This is a genomic window from Streptococcus fermentans, assembly GCF_040888305.1.
Taxonomy (GTDB): domain Bacteria; phylum Bacillota; class Bacilli; order Lactobacillales; family Streptococcaceae; genus Streptococcus; species Streptococcus fermentans.
In genome coordinates, this window is sequence record NZ_JBFNFG010000002.1 from 260,615 (window position 1) to 282,181 (window position 21,567).

General features: G+C 32.7%; 29 protein-coding genes and 3 pseudogenes. 3 read left to right on the forward strand and 29 right to left on the reverse strand.

Translation table 11 applies throughout. From position 1 onward, the window contains the following. Positions 1 to 49 precede the first annotated feature (49 nt). The 10 genes from AB2B50_RS03645 to AB2B50_RS03690 all read right to left on the reverse strand — a co-directional run bounded on the left by AB2B50_RS03645 (position 50) and on the right by AB2B50_RS03690 (position 5,912). A complete protein-coding gene (locus tag AB2B50_RS03645; protein WP_320692477.1) occupies positions 50 to 319 on the reverse strand; it encodes a hypothetical protein in 270 nt (89 codons plus the stop codon). 290 nt (positions 320 to 609) lie between these two features. Further along, on the reverse strand, positions 610 to 1,017 hold the full coding sequence (locus tag AB2B50_RS03650; RefSeq protein ID WP_320692478.1) for a hypothetical protein: 408 nt from the start codon (positions 1,015 to 1,017) through the stop codon (positions 610 to 612). 62 nt (positions 1,018 to 1,079) lie between these two features. Then, positions 1,080 to 1,421: a hypothetical protein gene (locus AB2B50_RS03655; RefSeq protein ID WP_320692479.1), complete on the reverse strand. Its 342-nt coding sequence runs from the start codon at positions 1,419 to 1,421 to the stop codon at positions 1,080 to 1,082. A gap of 182 nt (positions 1,422 to 1,603) precedes the next feature. Continuing rightward, complete coding sequence (locus tag AB2B50_RS03660) at positions 1,604 to 1,846, reverse strand: phosphohydrolase (RefSeq protein ID WP_320692480.1); 243 nt, start codon at positions 1,844 to 1,846, stop codon at positions 1,604 to 1,606. An 82-nt stretch (positions 1,847 to 1,928) separates the two neighbouring features. Beyond that, on the reverse strand, positions 1,929 to 2,387 hold the full coding sequence (locus AB2B50_RS03665; RefSeq protein WP_320692481.1) for a hypothetical protein: 459 nt from the start codon (positions 2,385 to 2,387) through the stop codon (positions 1,929 to 1,931). A gap of 237 nt (positions 2,388 to 2,624) precedes the next feature. After that, on the reverse strand, positions 2,625 to 3,503 hold the full coding sequence (locus AB2B50_RS03670) for an aminoglycoside phosphotransferase family protein (protein ID WP_320692482.1): 879 nt from the start codon (positions 3,501 to 3,503) through the stop codon (positions 2,625 to 2,627). A gap of 106 nt (positions 3,504 to 3,609) precedes the next feature. Continuing rightward, positions 3,610 to 4,218: a Type 1 glutamine amidotransferase-like domain-containing protein gene (locus AB2B50_RS03675; protein ID WP_320692483.1), complete on the reverse strand. Its 609-nt coding sequence runs from the start codon at positions 4,216 to 4,218 to the stop codon at positions 3,610 to 3,612. Positions 4,219 to 4,365: 147 nt separating this feature from the next. Further along, the gene (locus tag AB2B50_RS03680) at positions 4,366 to 4,932 is read right to left on the reverse strand and encodes a hypothetical protein (protein ID WP_320692484.1); all 567 of its coding nucleotides are present in this window, start codon (positions 4,930 to 4,932) and stop codon (positions 4,366 to 4,368) included. A gap of 130 nt (positions 4,933 to 5,062) precedes the next feature. Then, positions 5,063 to 5,287, reverse strand: coding sequence for a hypothetical protein (locus AB2B50_RS03685; protein WP_320692485.1), 225 nt, complete (start codon positions 5,285 to 5,287; stop codon positions 5,063 to 5,065). 127 nt (positions 5,288 to 5,414) lie between these two features. Beyond that, positions 5,415 to 5,912 (reverse strand): hypothetical protein, encoded by a 498-nt coding sequence (locus AB2B50_RS03690; RefSeq protein ID WP_320692486.1) that lies wholly within the window; start codon positions 5,910 to 5,912, stop codon positions 5,415 to 5,417. A 269-nt stretch (positions 5,913 to 6,181) separates the two neighbouring features. Here AB2B50_RS03690 and AB2B50_RS03695 point away from each other — a divergent pair, with 269 nt between their 5' ends. The 3 genes from AB2B50_RS03695 to AB2B50_RS03705 are packed head-to-tail and all read left to right on the forward strand — an operon-like array spanning position 6,182 to position 8,507. Then, positions 6,182 to 6,976, forward strand: coding sequence for a MerR family transcriptional regulator (locus AB2B50_RS03695; protein ID WP_431305818.1), 795 nt, complete (start codon positions 6,182 to 6,184; stop codon positions 6,974 to 6,976). A 2-nt stretch (positions 6,977 to 6,978) separates the two neighbouring features. Next, on the forward strand, positions 6,979 to 7,785 hold the full coding sequence (locus AB2B50_RS03700; protein WP_320692487.1) for an ABC transporter ATP-binding protein: 807 nt from the start codon (positions 6,979 to 6,981) through the stop codon (positions 7,783 to 7,785). Between the two features lie 5 nt (positions 7,786 to 7,790). Then, complete coding sequence (locus AB2B50_RS03705) at positions 7,791 to 8,507, forward strand: ABC transporter permease (RefSeq protein ID WP_320692488.1); 717 nt, start codon at positions 7,791 to 7,793, stop codon at positions 8,505 to 8,507. A 231-nt stretch (positions 8,508 to 8,738) separates the two neighbouring features. On the opposite strand, the gene AB2B50_RS03710 is transcribed toward AB2B50_RS03705, so the two are convergent. The 19 genes and pseudogenes from AB2B50_RS03710 to AB2B50_RS03805 all read right to left on the reverse strand — a co-directional run bounded on the left by AB2B50_RS03710 (position 8,739) and on the right by AB2B50_RS03805 (position 21,445). Continuing rightward, positions 8,739 to 9,593 carry an ADP-ribosylglycohydrolase family protein gene (locus AB2B50_RS03710; RefSeq protein WP_320692489.1) on the reverse strand — a complete coding sequence of 285 codons (855 nt, stop codon included), beginning with the start codon at positions 9,591 to 9,593 and terminating at the stop codon, positions 8,739 to 8,741. 43 nt (positions 9,594 to 9,636) lie between these two features. Next, the gene (locus AB2B50_RS03715) at positions 9,637 to 10,266 is read right to left on the reverse strand and encodes an ABC-2 transporter permease (protein ID WP_320692490.1); all 630 of its coding nucleotides are present in this window, start codon (positions 10,264 to 10,266) and stop codon (positions 9,637 to 9,639) included. Beyond that, a complete protein-coding gene (locus tag AB2B50_RS03720; RefSeq protein ID WP_320692491.1) occupies positions 10,266 to 11,114 on the reverse strand; it encodes an ABC transporter ATP-binding protein in 849 nt (282 codons plus the stop codon). Before AB2B50_RS03720 ends, AB2B50_RS03715 begins: the two co-directional genes overlap by 1 nt. After that, positions 11,107 to 11,487 carry a GntR family transcriptional regulator gene (locus AB2B50_RS03725; protein WP_320692492.1) on the reverse strand — a complete coding sequence of 127 codons (381 nt, stop codon included), beginning with the start codon at positions 11,485 to 11,487 and terminating at the stop codon, positions 11,107 to 11,109. Before AB2B50_RS03725 ends, AB2B50_RS03720 begins: the two co-directional genes overlap by 8 nt. A gap of 213 nt (positions 11,488 to 11,700) precedes the next feature. Beyond that, positions 11,701 to 11,832 (reverse strand): annotated as a pseudogene (locus tag AB2B50_RS03730) (ADP-ribosylglycohydrolase family protein); the annotation flags it as partial. A 37-nt stretch (positions 11,833 to 11,869) separates the two neighbouring features. Further along, positions 11,870 to 12,640, reverse strand: a complete 771-nt coding sequence (locus AB2B50_RS03735) for an alpha/beta fold hydrolase (RefSeq protein WP_320692493.1) — start codon at positions 12,638 to 12,640, stop codon at positions 11,870 to 11,872. Between the two features lie 118 nt (positions 12,641 to 12,758). Further along, positions 12,759 to 13,502, reverse strand: a complete 744-nt coding sequence (locus AB2B50_RS03740; protein ID WP_320692494.1) for a CPBP family intramembrane glutamic endopeptidase — start codon at positions 13,500 to 13,502, stop codon at positions 12,759 to 12,761. A 510-nt stretch (positions 13,503 to 14,012) separates the two neighbouring features. Beyond that, a complete protein-coding gene (locus AB2B50_RS03745) occupies positions 14,013 to 14,504 on the reverse strand; it encodes a nucleotidyltransferase (RefSeq protein WP_320692495.1) in 492 nt (163 codons plus the stop codon). An 803-nt stretch (positions 14,505 to 15,307) separates the two neighbouring features. Then, on the reverse strand, positions 15,308 to 15,598 hold the full coding sequence (locus AB2B50_RS03750) for a hypothetical protein (protein ID WP_320692496.1): 291 nt from the start codon (positions 15,596 to 15,598) through the stop codon (positions 15,308 to 15,310). Further along, on the reverse strand, positions 15,595 to 15,915 hold the full coding sequence (locus AB2B50_RS03755; RefSeq protein WP_320692497.1) for a hypothetical protein: 321 nt from the start codon (positions 15,913 to 15,915) through the stop codon (positions 15,595 to 15,597). Before AB2B50_RS03755 ends, AB2B50_RS03750 begins: the two co-directional genes overlap by 4 nt. Before the next feature lie 104 nt (positions 15,916 to 16,019). Then, a complete protein-coding gene (locus tag AB2B50_RS03760; RefSeq protein ID WP_320693288.1) occupies positions 16,020 to 17,738 on the reverse strand; it encodes a kinase in 1,719 nt (572 codons plus the stop codon). A gap of 82 nt (positions 17,739 to 17,820) precedes the next feature. Then, complete coding sequence (locus tag AB2B50_RS03765; RefSeq protein ID WP_006153932.1) at positions 17,821 to 17,988, reverse strand: hypothetical protein; 168 nt, start codon at positions 17,986 to 17,988, stop codon at positions 17,821 to 17,823. Between the two features lie 285 nt (positions 17,989 to 18,273). After that, positions 18,274 to 18,633, reverse strand: a complete 360-nt coding sequence (locus AB2B50_RS03770) for a hypothetical protein (protein WP_320692499.1) — start codon at positions 18,631 to 18,633, stop codon at positions 18,274 to 18,276. Between the two features lie 129 nt (positions 18,634 to 18,762). Next, on the reverse strand, positions 18,763 to 18,942 hold the full coding sequence (locus tag AB2B50_RS03775) for a hypothetical protein (RefSeq protein ID WP_320692500.1): 180 nt from the start codon (positions 18,940 to 18,942) through the stop codon (positions 18,763 to 18,765). A 147-nt stretch (positions 18,943 to 19,089) separates the two neighbouring features. Beyond that, positions 19,090 to 19,227: pseudogene (locus AB2B50_RS03780) on the reverse strand (ATP-grasp domain-containing protein); the annotation flags it as partial. A 222-nt stretch (positions 19,228 to 19,449) separates the two neighbouring features. Next, complete coding sequence (locus AB2B50_RS03790; protein WP_320693289.1) at positions 19,450 to 19,572, reverse strand: hypothetical protein; 123 nt, start codon at positions 19,570 to 19,572, stop codon at positions 19,450 to 19,452. A gap of 129 nt (positions 19,573 to 19,701) precedes the next feature. Next, complete coding sequence (locus tag AB2B50_RS03795) at positions 19,702 to 19,962, reverse strand: hypothetical protein (protein WP_049529624.1); 261 nt, start codon at positions 19,960 to 19,962, stop codon at positions 19,702 to 19,704. Positions 19,963 to 19,992: 30 nt separating this feature from the next. Beyond that, positions 19,993 to 20,457: pseudogene (locus tag AB2B50_RS03800) on the reverse strand (hypothetical protein); the annotation flags it as partial. Continuing rightward, the gene (locus AB2B50_RS03805) at positions 20,447 to 21,445 is read right to left on the reverse strand and encodes a hypothetical protein (protein ID WP_320692502.1); all 999 of its coding nucleotides are present in this window, start codon (positions 21,443 to 21,445) and stop codon (positions 20,447 to 20,449) included. The gene AB2B50_RS03805 and the pseudogene AB2B50_RS03800, both read right to left, overlap by 11 nt. Positions 21,446 to 21,567 lie beyond the last annotated feature (122 nt).

Here is a 21,567-nt window from a genome sequence, read left to right on the forward strand (position 1 = left end):
CAAAATCACTTTCAACTACCAATGCTGCATTTTGCTAATCTTGTCTCCCTTATTCCTGATGATTCCAAATATATTTTTCTGAATGACACCAGCCAAAAATATAGTCTAGCATTTCTGCAAACCACTCTTTTATCATTCCATCTTGTAAGCTGTCATAGTATGTAAAAAATCTCTCATAAACTTGTGTCTCCTTCATACCTAGATGATGGATTTTCCTTAAAAGATCATAGCCTAACTCCGCATATTCTTGATAATTTTCAGCTGTAACCTGATTCGAATATTCGGTTATTTGAAGAAATAAGCTCTCAAATTCAGTCAACTTTCTCACCTCTGATTTAGCTTTTGACTCCATAAAATGACTAGTCTTAACTTGGAAAAAACCTATTAAAAAATAGAATCCCTACACCCTTTATTATACTACATTAACAGAAAAAAGACTGAACCAGATGGCTTTCAGCTTGGTTTCAGTCTAGATCTTTTTGATAATCAGAATAGCCGCTGTAAGGACGTCTATCCCAAAATTAATTCCATGTAAAAGGGTTAATAAATACATATGCTTGGCAGCTATGGAAATCATAAAATCTCCTAAGAACTAACCTGGCTCATCTTTTAATCTAACTTGATAGTTTCAGAAAGGATAATTGCCCCAGTACCACTGACATCAAAAAATCCCACATCATGTTTTAAGGCTAACATGAGCATTGTATTATAGGCTGTTTCTGCTTGTGACCATGCAAATCCTGCATAGATAAGATTCTTACCAATACTATAGTCAGTAAAACGAATTTCCAGTTCTTGGTCATTCTCTAAGGCATCATCTATATCAAAGTCACCATTCATAGGAGGAAATAGTTTTATCATGTCCAGAAACCAACTTTTTAGTTTGCTTGAACTAACTTCAATTGAATCATAATCGTGGTCTTCCTTCCACTCCACTTGCTCCTCATACCATTCTAAAAATTCAGCTTTACTAGCTGGTGCGATTGATTTCTCAAATACTACTAAATCATAAGACATAGCTATACCTTTCTCTTTTATTATCATTACGCATATTTTCTCAATATCCTATACAGCTTCTCTCAGCTATGCAAACTTTCAATCATGATTAAAACTAGAGATTGGGAATTGATTTCAAAGCCATCAGCAGTAATTCTGTCATTAAAATACTTGACCGCTTGATCATGATCAAGAAAGCGATTGCTACTAAGATACTGTTCAATCTCATCCAAGAGAAAAGCACTTTCTTTTAAAGATTTATCTTCAAAACCATTCGCATAATGGATGCTCTTCATCATTCGTTTGAGCTTGGTTTTAGGATAGCAATCTTTAAGTTTATCCCTTAAAGAAAGAACAAGATCCTCAAAAGATTGACTATCTATATCATCCTCTAACAAACTTGATATTATATTCTTTTCGTACATATCTTCGATTAGTTCTTTCTAAGCCTGTTTCAGGACAAGATTGCTTTCTTCAGAATTTGGTGTCATATAAAATTCTTTATCCATTATCTTTCTCACTAAATATATTAAAAATTATGATTTCCCACAAAAATATTTCAGTAAACTTTTTAAAAGCGAGCATTTTCAATTGCAGCTCACCTTCTTCAGAAATTTTCGTGAGTAACTTCTTCAAAATAGTCATCCAGATGATGGTAGATTCGCATATCTTCTTCTGAACTATCTTGTAAAACTGCAAATACCTTCACTTTCTCATCATTGACAAAGACGAAATTATGTTCACCAAAATAAGCCTGATAACCCTTGTCAACTAAGGTCCAGAGTTCACCTTTTTTTAAACTGAAAATATCTTTTTTTACAAGATAGGTTTTCCCGATTTCCATTTTCATGATAGACCTTCTTTAAAATACTATAACTACCTTTTCTCTGACAGAAAGGATACTACTTCCACATGATAGTATCAATTATTTATTACTTCCCATCCCAGGAAGGATCATCTGATATTTTAATATCACCTATAAACCATCGCTTCATCTTCTTTTTATCCTTAAAGGGATTGGGGTGGACAACGGTAAATGCATGAATACTTGCATCTGGAAAATACAGTTCGACATTTAAGGACTGCTTGGGATTATCATTGACATAGGCTGAAAAGTAAATATGATAATGACCGCCCATATCACCACTATCATCATAGCCTCCTCGAGCAGTATTCGGCAAAATCGTCACAGACTTTACGTATTTTCCGTCATCTTTCAAATGGGTCATAATTTCACTCTTGATTGAGTCTTCATGATCAAGAATTAACTTAGAATTGTTGCTATATAGAAGATTACCTTTACTTAAATTCCCATTGATAAAAAAGGGCAAACTCACAAGCAGAAAGGGGGACAAAATAGCGATGTATAGCCATTTATTGGATTTTAGCATGGATTTCCCTCTCTAATCATTTAATATTCGTTGAATGAAACTTTAATTAATAAATCATATTCATCATACTTTGATTTTATAGATCCCAATTTGCATGATAAAAACTAGTCAATTTTCTCTATGATGTTCCCAGATTTATCCAAGACAAGATAAGTATTTATAGCGATTTAGATTCGAAATAAAATTATCAAGTAATCGTAATCTGATTTTTCCAAAATTGATATTCCAACGTTTATATTATTCAGTCTTCTTCTTGTTCAAGTACCAACTAGGAATGATTTGCTTCATATCATTATACCATTCCAAAATTTCCTTAGCTTGATTTTGCATTACTGATATTTCTTCAGGTCCGTAAGGTACAGCCCAGGGAAGTGATCCAACTAAGTTATTTAGAATATAGATAGCAAGAAGTTTCCAAAATAAATCTGGAACCTTACCATCAAAATATCCATCTATAATACCAGACGCAAAAGAGGGAGAGACTTGAGCAGACCATACAATACGATTGAATTCCTCCCAAGGATCTCCAATATCAAATCGATCAAAGTCAATGACATAAATTTTACGATCTTCACCAATCATGAAATTCCCTATATGATAATCTCCATGTTGGAAAACCTGAGGTCTATCTTTCAACAATTCTCGATTTTCATTTAAAAAATCAATGAATATCTGACCATTTTCATATTGAACGGGACATTCTTTGTATTTGGAGATTTTGTCATCAATTTTTCGATTAAAAAAGCTTTGCCAATCTTCACGAACTTCTGTTATAGGGAGTGAATGAATTTTTTGCAGGATTCTTCCTGCTTCTAGTCCATAAGTGTATTGTTGTTCTTTCGAATAAGTTAAAATGGTTTCTCTTGCATCTTTCCCATCTATCCATTCGTGTAAAGAATATACTTCGTCATCGCAGAGTTCAATGCTAATTGGTTTACACATTGGAACTCCAAGAGAAGCTACTTTCTCCATCATATCAAATTCAAATTTTTTAGAATCTAACTTCTCCTTATCAGAAACACGCAAGAAATATTTTTGCTGATTTTTATCTGTCACACAATATTTTTTATCATCTGACCAGCCTTTATTTATAGCTATCTTACTACTAAAATCCATTAAGCACTCTCCGATTCATTTCACAACTCTTTTTGCAGTTTTCACTAGTAATCTATCCAGTTTGTCTACACTTTAATTTCCTAGATCAAGATTTAGATAATGAAAACTAGTCAATTTTCTCTATGCTATTTCCAAGTTTATCCAAAACAAGACAGGAATGATCATTTAGTGGAATTATGGGAACATTAACGAGTTCTTCAACTCTATCCTTATTAGCTTTATCATTCCAAGAATCATAATGGACACTAATTAAAAACTGACTAAAGACTCCTAATCCATTTTTTATCTTTATCTGATGATCTGTATTATCATTAGGTGAGACATATACTTTTTCTCCTAATAAAAGGGATCCTGCTGAAAATCCTATAACTTTCACCCCTTTATTAAGCATATGAACGATATATTTTTTGAACTCCTGATTGACATAAGTAGCTATATATTTTTCCGTATTTCCACCACCGATGATAATTAGATCAGCATCTAAATTGCTATCAAAATCAATCTGCTCAGTGTCCAAGAGCAAGTAAGCAGTGTTTAGGTTAGGAAAATGACTTTGAAAAACTTCCGTGTACTTTTTCATGTACGGTTCCCAATTTTCTCGAAAAACTGTAAAAATGATAATTCTTTCAATTTTCCTTGATGACACTATTTTATTAACAATCGTATGGTTTTTTATCGGCGGATTTCCACCCATCAAAAAAATTTGTTCTTTCAAGTTATCTCACTTTCTAAAGAAACATAAAGTTTAAACAAGTTTATTCACGTTTCGAAATTATAATTTTTTCTTAAAACATATTATTTTATTATTGACTGACTAAGATCGCACAAGTAATATTACACACTAACAACGAACTTTGAGTGACTACTGAATAGCATCCACTGCTTCTTTAACAAACTTATCGACATCTTTAATCTCTACAAACGAAGGATCAAGGTGACACAAGAAGTGCCAATCTTCGGCGCCTTTTTTTCTATAGACAATCGCTTCGCCGTCTTCACTTCCGAAAAAGCTTCTGTCAACTTCATACCCACTGCCTTCTAAAAAGTCTTTTACCTGATGATACTTGGTTTCTCTTGCTTCGATATAAGCTTTGACTTCATCGTTATTAACGACATAGGCATCGATTTTTGAATACCCTTCGATTACTTGATCGTTTTTAACGGATATATTCGAAATCTCTTTCCAAATAATGTCCACATTTTCCTCAGAATCAAACGAAAATCTAGACAAGGGTACAATATTTCCGTTAAAAATAATTTCCATATAATCTGGCAAGTGTTTAGGATTTACATACTCCACTTCAAACCCATCTTCTTTTTCGAGAGTGTATCCAGGAATTTGAGCAACAAAAGCTTTACCCTCCTCTAAAGAATCAAAAACGACTAAATCTTTTGAATAATGATTTTGATACAATTCCAATATAAGCATCTATCATCCTCTAATCTTAACTGTTTCTATTAATTCTCATCATTTTTACGTTATTACTATCTCAGCCTGTGCTACTTCTGTTGAAAAATAAAAGTAAGACATTAAATTTTGTTAATATCCTGCTTAAACTTTAATTCAGTATTTTATAATAACCTTCATAAAAACTTTCCCTCGTTACCACTTCACCAGTATATTTTTCTTCTAGAAGTTCATAAATTTCAATTGGTCTAATCCCTTCTTCCGCCATATCTTGAAGGAATGGACTGCATAGCTTTATCTCACCTTTACTCGATTGTTTTAATAAAATTCCATATATAGGAATCTTAGTTAATAGATTATGGGTACTCTTTTTCATAACATTTATCTCCCCCACAAATTCGGATTGATTGGCAAGTCTACTTAACAAAATGATGCTGAACATAGCTTGACTTAATTTTATGAAAAGAGGCCAGTAACAAACTTAAGCCCAGCCTCTTAGATAATCATTTTTCTTTGTAGCAAATAATGTATGCTTTGATGAAATCACTACCCACAACAATGGTTAGCGGAACACTCAAAACAACTTCATCAGTTTTGCCATTCTCATACTCTTGTCTTTCTTCAGGAGAGTATAGGTACATAGCTATTGAATAGGTGTTTCCAGCCTCCAAGTCAAGATCCATACTGATATTTTCTGACTTGATATTGATTGTTTTGTTCAATCGAGTCTCAGTTGTTTTATAAACGCCCTCGATTGTATATCTCCCAGGAACTAAAGCAACTACTTTTTCTAGGTTTTCTCCAGTTATTGGATTAAAGTCAGCAAGATTCTGTCCATTAATTTTAGTTTTTGAACAGTATAAATGAACAATAGCTTTATCATTGTTATCACTAACAAAGCTAACAGCTTTTTTCTTTCTATGGCTATATACAATCATAAATCCAACAAAGAGCAAGAGCCAAAGGACAAGAAAAAATACAATAATATAAGTTGAGTTCATCATATATCTCCTATATTTTCTTTACTTTTTAACTACATTATAGCACCAATCATTGAACAAAGCAAAAAGATATACTAAATGCAAGTAATTGTTTTGGTTCTTCTCTTTCAACTCCTTTTTGTCACCTTTAAATAGCTGTTTTCACAAGCATTTTTATTTATATTAAGTAAACGAGATCACTAGAATAAATCTTTTATCAATAATCTTTATAAAGCGCTTGCTCATGACCTTACGTCATGATGTATAATATATATTAGGAGGTGAGAATGATGGCAAAATTCAGAGCAATTCCAGAAGGTTTTATGACAGTTGGGGAAGTCGCAAAGAAAATGGGAGTTACAGTCCGTACTCTACAATACTACGATAAAGAAGAATTGCTTTCCCCATCAGCAGAAAGTGAGGGAGGACGTAGACTTTATACTGATAAAGATCTAATCATGCTTCATCAGATTATATCCTTGAAATCACTTGGTTTTTCTCTCAAGGACATAAAAGGGCGTTTGAACTCTTTGAAAACTCCAGCTGAAGTTGCAAATGCTCTTACAGAGCAAGCAGATGATATTCGCCAAAAAATAGCACAACTTCAGACTTCATTATCAGAAATAGAGCAGTTAAAAGTTGAAGTTTTACAAATACAGACAGTTGACTTTAAAAAGTATGCAGATATTATTGTCAATCTACAGATGAAGAATGACTCCTACTCTCTCATTAAGAGCTTTGATGATGATACGCTCGACCAGATACGCAGTCGATTTGACAAGAAAAGTGGACAAGATTTTATGGATAGGTTGAACCGTGTAAGTGATCAAATCGTGGAGCTTCAGAAAGAAAATGTACCAGCTGAAAGCGAACAATGCCAACAGGTTGTACAAGAATACTGGACCTTGATCACGGAGTTTACAAATGGAGATATGACTATGCTTCCGAAGTTGATGGAAGTCGGTAATATTGACACCGCTACTAACGCTTGGGAGGAAAAGCAAAAAATCGTTAACTCATATTTAGAGCCCGCTTTGCAAGTTTATTTTTCAAGACTTGGAACCAATCCCTTTGAGGAGGTGTAGGCATGAAATACGCAATAGAGGTTCGTGGATTAGAGAAAAAATACGGAAGTAAGATGGTCCTAAAAGGTCTTAATTTTCAAATCGTAAAGGGAGAAATTTTCGCTCTGCTCGGTGTGAATGGTGCTGGGAAAACAACAACGCTTGAATGTATTGAAGGCCTGAGAAAATATGATGGAGGCACTATTGTTGTAAACGGCAAAATGGGAATTCAACTGCAGTCATCTTCTTTGCCAGCTCATATCAAACCTATGGAGGCGATAAAGCTCTTTGCAAAATGGAATCAGACAAGCATTAATAATGCCATGCTGAAGGCTCTTGGAATAAAGGAAATTGAGAAATCACAATATCTGCAATTATCCACAGGACAAAAAAGAAGACTACATCTCGCCCTTGCACTTATCGGAAATCCCGATATTATTTTCCTCGATGAACCGACAGCGGGACTTGATGTTGAAGCAAGACTAGCCCTCCACGAACAAATACGGAATCTCAAATCACAAGGGAAAACAATCGTTTTGGCAAGTCATGATATGGCTGAAGTTGAGGCCTTATGTGACCGCATTGCTATCTTGAACAGTGGAAAGATTGTCTTTTGTGGCACTCCTTCAGAACTGACAGACAAGGTTGGAAGAAGATATTATATCCATTTGAAGACTCAAGAATCAGAGAAGTATTTTGAAACGACCAATATTGAGGATACCTTAATTTCATTATTGAATGAATGTAAGCAGAAAAAAATTCAGATATTGGATATTAAGGTTGATCGTGGCAGCTTGGAACAGCATTTCATAAAAATGGCAAGGAGGTAATCAGAATGAACTGTTATTTATATAGTCTAGTATTACAGTGGAAATTAGATATACGAAGCAAATCTCTCTTGGTTACTTTCTATATTGTACCGCTTATTTTCTTTCTCATCATGGGTGGTATTTTTACTTCTGTTATGCCTGAAATGGGAAGTACGCTCATACAATCTATGATAGTCATGAGTGTCTCAATGGGAGCCTTTCTTGGCTTGCCACCTTCATTGGTTGAAATTTATGGAAGTAACATTAAAAAGATTTATAATGCTAATGGTGTCCCTATTTATTTAGGATTGGTGAGCATACTTCTCTCTGCCTTTGTTCATCTGATGATGACCTGCATTGTAATCCTGCTACTGGCCCCTATTTTATTTGAAGCAAGTCTGCCGACACAACTTCCCTTATTCTTTCTTGCGCTGTCCATCTACATGATTGTGTCATTATGTATTGGTAGTTTACTAGGGCTTACTTTAAAAAACCAAGCAAAGCTGACCATGATAGCGCAACTTGTATTTTTACCTTCAATTATGCTTTCGGGTATTATGTTTCCTATTAGCTTACTACCTGATTTTCTCCAAATATTAGGGCGAGTTTTCCCAGCTTATTGGGGATACAGATTGATGCTAGGGAATGATTTTAGTCTTGAAAACCTGTGGTATCTAATTCTTGTATCTTGTATTGCAGTAATGACTTGTATCCTCCTCTTGAATAAACAAAAATCTGAGTAAATACCTGAATAGTGCAACATGAATCCATGGCAACATTAACTTTAAATAAAGAAAAAGCGACGAGATTGTTTCTTACCTCGTCGCTTTGCTGTTTTTCAGTGGTCAAGCTCATGTCTTTGTTAAGTTTGTTTCCAACTTTTCTTCTCGTAAGACGATAACTCTTTACCCGAGGATTTGCTCAACTTCCTTAACCTTATCCTTCATAGTTTGATATTGACTGGCTAGTCTCCATTATGATATTGAAACTTCTTTCTCCCACCGTCTAAGCACATCTTTTAAAGGCTCATCTAGATATGTATAGACCTTTTCCTTAATCCAATCAGGAATTCCATAAGCTGCCTCTGCTATACTTCCTGTGATGGCAGCAAGAGTATCACTATCCCCACCAAGGGAAATCGCATTTCGAATCGCATCTTCAAAATCTGTACTTTCTAGAAAGGCAATGATTGCCTGAGGAACTGTATCCTGACACGTTTCATTGAAACGATACGTAGGACGAATTTCATCTAGTGATTGAGAAAGGTTATACCCATACTCTTGCTCTATGTGTTCCTTGATGCGTCTCTTGCACTCTATAGGGTTATCATTGATTGGTTGTTCATAATCCCCACAGTAACCTCCAAAGTAAAAGCGACACATAAAGATAGCATCAGACGTCGCCAAAGCTCCTTTGACCCCCTCTGGATGGTTATGAGTCACCTCTGCAGAAAGTTGTGCAAGAGCTCTTCTGGACGGCCAGGCTCCTGTTCTGGCACAGAAACTACAATCCATGACCCAAGCACAAGGAGAAACACGCATGGCAGAACCATTTCCAAAGCTATTATATGGTTCTCGATCGTTGCCCTCAACCCAATTACTAAATCTTGCACCGTAACCTGCATCAGGATACATCCTCCCATATTTCTTCATGGCGTCAATAAAGTTATTCTTCTGACCGCCATTCATAATGGCTTCTGCAACAGCACAGGTCATAACTGTATCATCAGTAAAAAAACAATCCTCACGAAATAAAGGAAAATTCTTGGTTTTAATATTGTCCCATTCATAAACAGAACCAACAATGTCTCCAATTATTGCCCCGAGCATAAGATTCCTCCTTTTAAGTTTTTATAATGCACTCTCAACTTCTCTAATATTCTTTTTTCTCCATAATTAAAATAGATATTTTTATAGCCATTCCTATGATAACAATACTGACAAAGACTATTCCAAGAAAGATTATTACCCTCGAATTGTTTAAGAAGAACTCCACAACATTAGTCAGTAAATCTGATTTTGCTTTTAAAAGACTAGATAGAGAAAATACTATAAAGTAGGTTAAAACCATAATCAGCCTACCTTTTTCAGCACCATATTTAAGGATAAACGGTAGTTGAATAGATGATATCAAAACACTTGCAACTAATGTAATTAGTGAGATAAATATGATATTATCTATCGACATCTCACTTTTAATTACCAATTGAACAAATAAACATACTGAACCGAATAGCCCAAACACAAATGCAAAAAACAATTTACTCAATACAAAGCTACTCTTTTTAATAGGCATTGAAAAGGCAAATTGTTCAAACTTTGATTTCGTATCATAACCAAAAGCGATAGCAGTTAAAATTAACGGTATCATTGTACAAATAAGCGGTATCATAAAAATTTCATTTTCATATACCCCATACACAACGAGTGCAATACAGAGAGTGATCGATAATAGTAGTGTTTTCTTTAAAGTAGCTATATCTTTTAATATCAATGCAGTCATTACCTTTTATCTCCTTTCACAAAATATATCATAATATCTTCGATAGACGGTTTTTGTAATCTGATTCCATCTGGAACAAGATTTCTTTTAACAAGTAACTCTTGTCCAAATGAGTGTATCCTTCTCCCAATTATGGCTTCCTCATCAAGGTTTTCAACTTCTTCATTAGATAAAGTACAGATACCATAGTTTTCTTTGACTTCATCCTTTGGTTCAACAAAAAGAACTTTACCATCATTGATAAAAGCAATATAATCTGCCACCTTCTCTAAATCTGATAGGATATGTGACGATATTAAAATTGTATGATTTTCATCTTGCATAAAGTCAAGAAGAAAATCTAAAATTTCTTCCCTTACTATCGGATCCAAACCACTCGTAGCTTCATCCAATATAAGAATTTCTGCATTATGAGATAAAGCTACTGCCATCGATAATTTCATTCTCATTCCACGAGAATAACTTTTAATAGCCTGTTTTTCAGATAAATTAAATTTCTTTTTTAGTTGATAAAAAAAATCTCTATCCCACTTTGAATAAACCCTGGAACAAAATTTTTCCAAATCAACAAGTGTCATCTCTTCTGGTACTAGTAAATCATCAAACACTACTCCGATTTTATCTTTCAATTCAATACTGTGAGGATTATCATAACCTAAAATTTTAATTTCTCCTGAATCTTTCTTAAGTAATCCTAACAATAATTTTATAGTTGTACTTTTACCAGCTCCATTTTGACCAATGTATCCTACGATAGTCCCTTTAGGAATAGACAAATCTATCGGTCCTAATGTAAAGCTGTTAAACTTTTTAACCAAATTTTTGATTTCAATAGCATAATCACTCATATTTCCCCTCCATGTAACTACTAAACATCTCTACCAACTCATCGTTGGATACACCTGCAATTGCTGAAAGCTCAACAATATCTTGCAACTTTGATTCAATTTGTTTCAAATATTCTTCTCGAATAAGCTCTTTATTTTGAACTGCAACAAAATTACCTTTACCTTGGACTGAATTAATGAAACCATCAAGTTCCAGTTCATCAAAAGCTCTTTTAGCAGTTATCATACTCACTCGAAGTTCTTTTGCCAAAAATCTGATTGATGGCAATTGCTCGCCAACCTTTAATTCTCCAGAAATAATCTGAGCCTTTATTTGATTTTTTATCTGCAAATAAATCGGATCATCACTTGAATTATTAATTTGTATATTCACACTCCATATCCTCCTAATCATCCAACTGTTATCTCTGTTTTATCTGTTTATATTATACCATAACAGTTATACAAGTTCAAGATTTAATAATCTGTATGAACCATATTATCGTTTAAATTGATTACTTTTCGATTGTAATTTTTGGTATAACAAAAAGCCTTACAATCAAGGCTTTTATAAATTTTTTTGCTAGAAAGTTTTAACGTTTTTACCAGCAACAGCACAGGTCATAACTGTATCATCAGTAAAAAAACAATCATCACGAAATAAAGGAAAGTTCTTGGTTTTAATGTTGTCCCATTCATAAACAGAACCTACAATATCTCCAACTATTGCTCCGAGCATAAGATTCCTCCTTACAGCATATCAGATTTCCAATGGATCACTCTTTGAAAAATGGAACCACCAAATCAATCCATTCTTGAGGCAGGTAAGCTGATAGATAGCCATGGTTATACCCCTTTGCTTCATACAGGATCGTGTTAGGATGTAGCTGCTGAAATAATTTCGCCGATGCTTTCACACAGTTTAATTCTTTTTCACCGTAGATATACAGAACCCGCGCCTTGCTAGCAGAAATCTTGTCCTTTAACTTGTAGTTCCCCATATATGTTTTGTAGATGGTCACCAATGTTTTGATAGGTATCCTTGGCATATCCTCCAAATAATAAGCTTTTATTTCCTCTGGATAAGCCAGTTTAGGATAGAGTTTGGTCATCATGCTTAATTGAAGTTTGCAAGAGAATTTACTGAACATCAGTTTACCAAATAGAGCTACCAGAAAGATGCTGATTTTAGCTAACCTTGGTTGAGGAATACAGAGGCTTCCGTCTATGATGGCCTTCTCAGCTATCTCGCTGTCTAATGACAAAAGCTCTATGGCAATTTGACCTCCGAGCGAAACACCACCAATCGCAAACAATTTCCCACCACAATTTGCTTTGACATAGTCTAGGATCTCCAAAGCAGAATCTTCCGTAGAAACATAATCGAGTTGATATTCTTCGCCGTGGCCATTCAAAGTGGGTAGAATAACACGGTAGTCTTTTGATAATATCCGTGCTTGACGAAGATAATTCCACCAAGAACTACCACCGCCTTGTATCAGTAAGATAGGAGGCAAATTCTTATCACCAAATTCATGGAATTTCATATATAAACTCCTTACTGTATGACTTTCACTAGATACATCCTTGTTTAATCTGTTTAAAGAAGCTGTGATCTAAATACATCAATCGTTACTTTCGATAATAGTTAAACTGATCAAAAATTTAAAATATTTTTTCCTTACTAATTCTATTACTCGCTAATATTGTATAAATTAAATAAGCTATAAAAATAATAATAAAAATAAGATTAATCTTCAACACAAAATAGAGATTTAACAAATTTGCGAACGCATGAAATAAAATACAATACCCCACAGATTTCGTTTGGCGGTAAAGAAGCCCTAAAACAAAACTTAAAAATAACGTATATATAAAAAATAAAATAAAAGGAAATCCTTGATGACTTTCTCCAACAATAAACCATAAAGGCAGGTGCCAAATCCCCCAAATTGATCCTACAATCAAATTAGATTTCCAATAAGTATTTTTTTTATCAAGTAAGGGTTGTAGTATGCCTCTCCATCCTAATTCTTCGTGACCACCACCAAAAAAGATTAATTGAATAAAGAATAGTGGCATCAGGTAAATTGATACTCCGTTTAATTCTAAGGAAGATACAGAAAATAGTATCAAAATTGCTAACAAATGAATAATGAAATAAATACTAGTATTTTCTTTCTTACTAAATACAAAATGTTTAAATTTTATATTATTCCTTTTCAAATAAAAGCCACTTGCAATAGCTGGTCCAAGTGCACCTAGTATATGTAATGTTCTACCTATAATCGTTTCTAATCCCCAAATATCAGATCGTGTAAATATGGCAAGAAGTCCCCAAGTTATATAAGTAATTCCAAATGTAATATAAAGATAATTTTTTAAATTCCTTTTATCAATTTCTGTCATTTTATCTCCATATCTTGATTATTTAACAAATAACATTTTTTACTGCTTCTTAGTTAGTTTCGCTATATAACTACCTATATTCTATCACAAAAACATAAAAAAGCCTTACATTCAAGGCTTTTCATATTCCCTTTCGTAACAAGGTTTTTAAGGTTTTACCAGTAATCCCACACACTCAACATGTGGTAATATTCTACTTTTGTACTAATAAACAAAAGGCAATAAAAATCATTTTAAAATGATACTGTGGAACGGAAAGATTATCACCACTTCCAAAAGAAACGACATCCATAACTCCAATTAGAATTACAATTGAAAATTCTCTGACATTAATCATCTAATTAACAAATCGTTACTTTCAATAATGGATAAGCTAATCTAAAATTTAAAATCTTTTTCTTTACTAATTCTATTACTAGCCAATATGGTATAAATTAAATGACCAATAAAAATGATAATAAAAATAACATAGCAGCCAGTCTTACAACTTACTACTTTTCATATGATAATTTACAAATGTCTTTCCAGCCACTCGATCTTTTTAAAATCCTTATTGTTATTGTGATCATTTCGATAGGAGTCTTGAGAAGAAGCTTTGTAAATACTTAGATACTGCTCTAGACTTGGAAGACGAAAAGTGATGCCTTCAATGTGAATAAGCTCTATATCCGATTCCGAAACTCCTGCAAAATCAAGTAAGGAATCGATACTTCCAAATTCAACACTCACTCGATCTTTTTTGAATTCATGCTCATGAATATCTATTAAGACGTAGCCTAAGTCTTTCATCACTTTCATTATCTTGTCCCAGTCATAAATTCTGAGATGATCAGGTGCTTCCCAACCTCTAAGGTCACCAGGCACATGAATGTCAATGTCAGACGGCTCCCAATTTTCTTTCGTTCTAAACTCAAATCCCAAAGAGCCCATCAGTGTCGGTGTAATTCCGACTCGATTTAAATGGAAACAAATGGTTTTAAATTCTTCAAATAAGAGACTCATAATTACTCTAAACCTTTCATATAGATATTCGTTATTTCTACTATATAACCTTGAACAAAATCACCTTCATTTTCTAGAGTATAGCCAGTTATTTTGGATACAAATTCTTTTCCGTCTTTTAAGGACCCAAATGCGACTAGATCTTTTTAAGAAGGATTTTGATATAATTCCAACATATACATCTCTAGTCTTTCTGATTTTTTAACGATTCTCCACATTTCACTAACAAACTTACACACTCGGCGGTTCGCTGTTACCGTATCGTTTCGTCGTAAACTCCTTACTCTACGACAGCTATCCCATGGGCAGAACATCTGCTTCTACTTCGCTGATGCCTCAGCTCGTACAAGCAGTGATACTGCCTCAACATGTCGTGATAGCAAACTTCTATATTAAAGAACGAAAGTGACTGAGTTGTTGTTTTAAATTATACTATAGAATGAAAATATTAAAAAAAGTAGATCACTTTTAGCAGTTTCCTATTTGTATTATTGTCATTAAAAAAGGGGGCACTCCTGCGCCTGTGGGAAGAGCAGGAAAGAAATGGCGTCAAATCAAGGTTTTATTTTTGAAATTTACTAACCCCACTTCTTTTTCACCTACAATTATTTTAATGAAAAAAGAAATTTCCTGTTAAACAAAATGTTATTTTTTTATCTTTCATTTGTTGTTACACAACGTTTCAGATCTCTTTGCAAGTTTCTTTTTTGTCATTCGAATAACGAAATAGCAAAATCTTTATAAAGAGAGTTTAGAGGAATTGAGTATCCTAGATGTGATATTTTAGAAGGCTTGGAAATTAGTTAATATTGATCAATTTGCTGATGTTCCCAATATTTTTCTTCAACTTTTTCAATTTCAAAATCTTTTGATTTTTCGTTGTAAACAACTAAGAAATATCCGTCATCATTGTAAAATTTCCCTGTAACGATGCCATCTTTTAGATAAAAGTGATATATTGTTTCGTCTATCTTTTGTACAGTTTTTGTTTCTGTATCTGGAAGAGGTATCAAAATGTCAATGAAATTGACACTCAAAATAAGGAACAACATGAAAGCGAAAGTTGAATAAATCAATAGTTTCATCTCTCTCATTTTTCGTCTCCTTTTGAGAATTGTGAGCCGATTTCTTTGGATTTCCAAACATCATATTTGACAAGATGATCTTCACCTTTGTTTTTTTCTTTGTTGTAAACAACAAAATAGTAGTCATCAGCAGCGTAATGTTTGCCGACAATTACATTATCAGTGAGGTCTATTTTGTAAGATTCTTTTGGTAATTCTCTAATATATTCTACGTTTTCAATGACTTCTACTTTTGGTGTTGTGATATTAGCAATAAGTGCCCATAAAAAGATTAAAAGGATATCACCAATGACGATACCAAGCATGACTTTTTTATTTAGTTGCATAATTTATTCCATTCTTATTTTTACTTAATTATCACTTACAGTGATAATTTTAACATTTTTAACTTTTAAAATGGCCAAAATATATTCAATGAAGAGATTATTATTTACCAAAAAATAATTTCTTCATATTCATAGTTTCGATGTTTTCTATGAACTCCAAATATTTTTTTCGGTAAATTATCTCTAGTTAAATAATGCTTTTTATCTTCTAACTCACCTTTATCAATCTGTTTAAGAGAATCTTCAAATTCGTCTACTTTATAGAATAAAAGACCATCATAATGTTCTACACCATCATCATTAAATTCAATAGTGTTATTATGTATGTCATATACTAGTTTATGTTTTATTCCATCTTCATATTCAAATACAAAATATATATTATATTTCTTGAAATCTCGGATTTTTTTACAAAGTTCATCAAATTGATCATGGTAAATAAGATTTAACTCACGTCTCCTCCTTTCTGGAATAATACATGATCCCAATAAGACGAAATAAAGGTAGATCGCATTTCTACGTATTTTCTCAACCAAATCCCAATCATTTAAATTATGAGTATGAAAGAAACCGTTTCGACATTCAATTCTAAAACAACTAATCATGTCAGTAACTGTTTTTGCGTTATCCGGATTTAAAAAAATATGCTTATTACATCTTAAAAAATACTCAAAAGTTCCAATAGAACTATCCATGAATTCTTTATGATGTTCCGTAAATTCGATATATGGATAGTTTGTGAACCTATAATTGTTCCCTTGCTTGTATTCGGGGATTTTATTAAATTTGTTATCAATTAGCTTAAAAACTGGGATATTCTGTCTGAAAGCTTTTTTTAACATATCTCGTTTCATTGCTATTTTACAATCGTTGTCAATATTGAGCATAACAATCTTATACAATAACTGTTCAATAGATTTTAAGTATCCACTAACGACAGAAGTATAATCAAAGTTTTCTTTACCCTTAAACGAATAATAAAGCCATTCCGATGTTATAAAACTTGCAGCATATTCGTTCGAACTTACCATTGTTTCATATAATTTATCGAAAATATATGATTTATGCATATCATCCAGATTTTCAAAAATAATATCTTTTTGAGTGAGATATAAATAATTCTGGACTTTCTTATCACTTGCGTTAATAATCTGATACCTGTAATTCAAATAATCCCAATCTCTAAGCTTTTTCTGTTCAAAAATTTTTATTGAAGCCAGATTCATTTTAGAAAGAAATTTAACAGATTTATAACCTGTGATTTCCTTTGTAACGTTTAGGTAATTATCAATAGAATCAATAAACACTTTATATTCTTCTTCACCAAATTGTTTTAAATAAAATTCATGAATAGATAATGCTCTTATATTTACATTTCTATCTTTATATTGTTTATTCTCTAGCTCAATTAATTTATTTGTTTGCTTACCTTTTGAAGTTCTAAGGATAATCGCTTTATCGACATGATTAGATTTAAGAATACTATTGATATCTTCATCTTCAAGGAAATCTGCTAACCTATATCCTATTCGTTCATGATTTTTTTTAATTATAAAAATAAATGGAGCATCATGTGAATATTCTACAGGTATATTATACTCGTTCAGTACTCGCCAAAGGATGTTAGTTAGTAATATTTTAGCAGCTTTTTCCTGTCTTTCTATTGCGAAACGATAAAAATAGAAATCATCATCAGCTAATTGAAAAAGTTCTTCATTCCGAATAGACTGGGATTTCACCCACGCTTCTATGAAATGCTTTAGCATATTTATATTTTTATCAATTTCTTCTTTATAGATATATGAACAGTCAATTTTTTTCATTATTTTTCTAACCTTAAATATTTTTATAAAATAAAAAAAGCATAAAATCCTGAGATTATGTGCTTCTCCAAGTATATAGGAGTTAACAGTTGCTTTTAGTAGCAACTGCAAACTCCTTAGTAGCTTCAATCGCATGGATTGAAACACGCTCAGCTGCTGAAGAATCCATATTCAAAGCGAAAATGGTTCCAACCGCAGCTGTGCCAAGGGCAACAACGAACTTCCAGTCAATTAAGACAGTTAAGTTCATAGCACACACCTCCTTTCAGGCTTTAAAGCCAAAAATATATATAGGTGGGTATATTGTCGCCCTATCCAATGTTTCCACTGGACTACTTTAGTATACTTCAGAGATTTAAATCTGTCAATTCTTTATATAATGTAATACACTGTATCTGAAGGTAATCATCATAATTCTAAGAAAGGTTTATCACAAGTTCAAGCATACATATTAAACTCTATTTCACTATTATTTTTCTGTTTCTTAAGATAATAAGTAAATCCATTAGTTAGCTCCAGATTTAAACGTAAATAGTCATTTATTATCTAAGTCAAAACCAATCTGCCAAAATCCCATATCAAGTATTTTCATTTGAGGATACAGCATATCAGCAACAATAAAGTTTTTTTGAACAGAATCTAATTGTTCTATGTTTTTCTCATAAAAATCTACTAGTTGTAAAATAGATTTAATGTTATAGGTTCCACTTGCAATCTTTTGTGACCTTACCCCAGAAACAAAATATCTATCATATGCCGGAACACAACCAAGTGTGCCCATCAGTATCTTTGTGATTAGTGTTTCTGATAAGTTATTTTTTAGTGCTGAACTTCTCACTTCACGCCTGATTTCATCATAATAATTAGCAATAAATTCATTAATTTCCTTTAACAATTTTTGGTTAGTTTCATTTTTAAAATCTTTACATTCTATTCCTGCTAGAGAATCATATTCTTTTCTTAAGATTTCTCTTACTACAGGTATATGTACTCTATAATCCTTTTGTAATAAAAATGAAGAACCTCAATACATCCCCCAACTTGCTAAATAAAATGCAAGTTGTAAACTCAGGTAATCAAGATTCACATCATTCTCTTTTCGAGCTGCCATAAAATGTGAATAACAATGCTCCCATGAACGATATCTATCATGTTCATCAGCTTTTAAATCGTTATAGAATTCAGTTGATGATTTAATAATCATATCGATTGTTTCTATACTTCCTACTTTCCTAATCAACTTTCAAATATATAGCGTTTTCATTGTTTTGTTAATCTATTATATCATTATTTGAAATAAAAAACTGCAACTTACTCGTTGCAGTTACACACAGAATTACTTTTATTTCTTTTAAAAACTTATATTTTCATTTTCAAACATAGTAAAAACATCGTTTTTTTCAAAATAAGGTTTTACCATTTCTTTCCATCTAGCTTTATGAAAATTGATTGATTTTAAAGGAGATAAGCCATAATTTCCCAATGCATAATCAGCTGTTGCTTTCTTAACTTCCGAGAGCTGCTTATCAGAGTCAGTCTGTTCTTTTGAAAGAGCGATGCTTGTTTCCACTGCTGTTTTTGTAGCCAGATTGACTTCCATATCTGTGGTAACTTGAACAGCTTCATGCTTAGCTACTTGGGATACTTTATCTAATTCCTCGTGTAGAACGGTAAAGGGCAATTCGCCACTTGCCTGACCACTTAATTTTGCTTAGTTTATGTGTTCAGCACTATCAGCTGGCTTTGCTTGTGTAAGATTGGTAGCAGAATTTTCAGTTCTCACAACCTCATCTGCATGAACAAGTTGTCCACCTAGACCAACAACTGAGATCATCAGTGTTCCAATCGCCACTGAACAAAATCAAGAGACTTGAATATAAAAAACGGGAGAACTGACGCATCAGTCCTCCCAGACATAAACAAGTATGCCACATTCCAATATACCTATGTTACTACAATTATTTTAACTATCTAAAAAATCTTTCAAAATTTCAAAAACTTCATTTCGATTCAACAAAATATCATCATTTTGAGGAATAGTTGATATCACAGACTCAAGTTCTATCACAAAACGGTGCATATCTGCTTTTACCGTGTCACTAGAAGTTATATTTGACAGTTTTTCACTCCCTACTAATAAAGCTGTTAATCGAGTAATATCGTTCAAATGTTTTTTAATAGCTTTACTTAAACCTTGAGTACCTGTAGCAGAGCGTTCTCTCATATCCAACCAAGCTTTAGCCTTGAAAATAATTAAACCACGATTACTCAACACCGAGTATCCCTGAATGGATTCTTTTTCATGCACCAATATATTATAATAATCCTTATCCAATAATAAGGCCGACAAACTAGCATCTTCATCAAAATGTAAGGGTGTTTCTCTCCCCTCCTTCTTTAATGGGTATTCTGGTAAAATACTAAATAGTTCAATCATAGAAGGAAACTCAGGCTTATTGGTTGTAAATCGAAATAGCTGTGCTTTTTCATCCTTCTGACTTCCTTGATATTCTCCCAATTCTAAAAAGTGATTCAAGGTATCATAAAATTCCTTATTTTTTAATTCATCAATGATTACCATATCATAATCTTTTGTTGTCCGACTTTTAAATCCTTGCGAGTCCAATACAATAGAGGTTGCAGTCCCTCCAATCAAAACATAATAGTCTTGAAAATTCGCAAACATTTCTTGAAAAATAGCTTTCGTATTAGCTGGCATCATCTTCTCCTAGATACTGTAATATATTATTTTTTAGTGCTTCAATCTCTTCCTCCACACGCGGATCATCATCATCTTTTAAGGTCAAATAAAGAGAAATAGGATCTACAAACTGTCTATCTTGATTTTCTTTAAAATTGTTCCAAAATTCAGAGACAAAAGGACTATATCGCCATATCTCTAATACCTTGCCTTCTAAAACATGCTGAGAAAGTTGTAAGGATAATTTATTGAATTGTCTATTTGATATGACATAGCTACTATTTTCATCCGATTCAGCTAAAAAAGTCAAATAAGATAAAGCATAAGTACCACCGTATAGAAGCCTAGAAGCAGATTTTATATTCTCTAGATCTACATTGGGCAATAAGAGCCGTTTTTTGATTGGATTAAATAAATAGGACTCTGATTTTAAGAATAATTCTTTCTTTGATGCTGTATAGGTGTAAAGTTTATTTGGTTTATTTAACCAATCTAAAGTTTTAAAAGTCCTCAAACATCTATAAATCGTTGAGTTTGGAAGCCCAGTTACCTGTGAAAGCAAATCAACATCTACTTCTTTTTGACCTTTTGTCAATAAAAAGGCAATCCAAGTTAATTGTTCACTAGGTGTTAATTCTTTAGATGCTACAACATCATCATTAGCATTCAATACTAATCCTAATGGAGGAAAAAAGAGATTTCCCTTGAAATCTACAAAGGGAACTCTAGCTTGAAGGAGTTGTTTTTTTTCAATGTCTGATAGCTTTGAAAATACCAAAATAACGTCCATGCTAGCTTTTTCACCCATATTACGAGCTTGAGTAACAAATGAGTCTAAACTTCCTCTTCTCTTTTCTTTAATCAATAAAAATGACTCCTTATGAAAGTTCATTTGAGCATATTGAAATCTTTTTTCAAAACTAATTGGTAAAGTTAAAGCTATTTTTTCAACACTTACATTAATATAAAACGATTGAAAAATAGAAATTATCTTTTGAACATTCATTGTTTTTCCTTTTTATCATTTTGTACGTATTTTATCATTTTAAATGATAAAATGCAAGTTTTTTGATAATAAAAAGTGACTTACAAAAGATAAAAAAAGCGAGAACACTTATCAAAATGTTC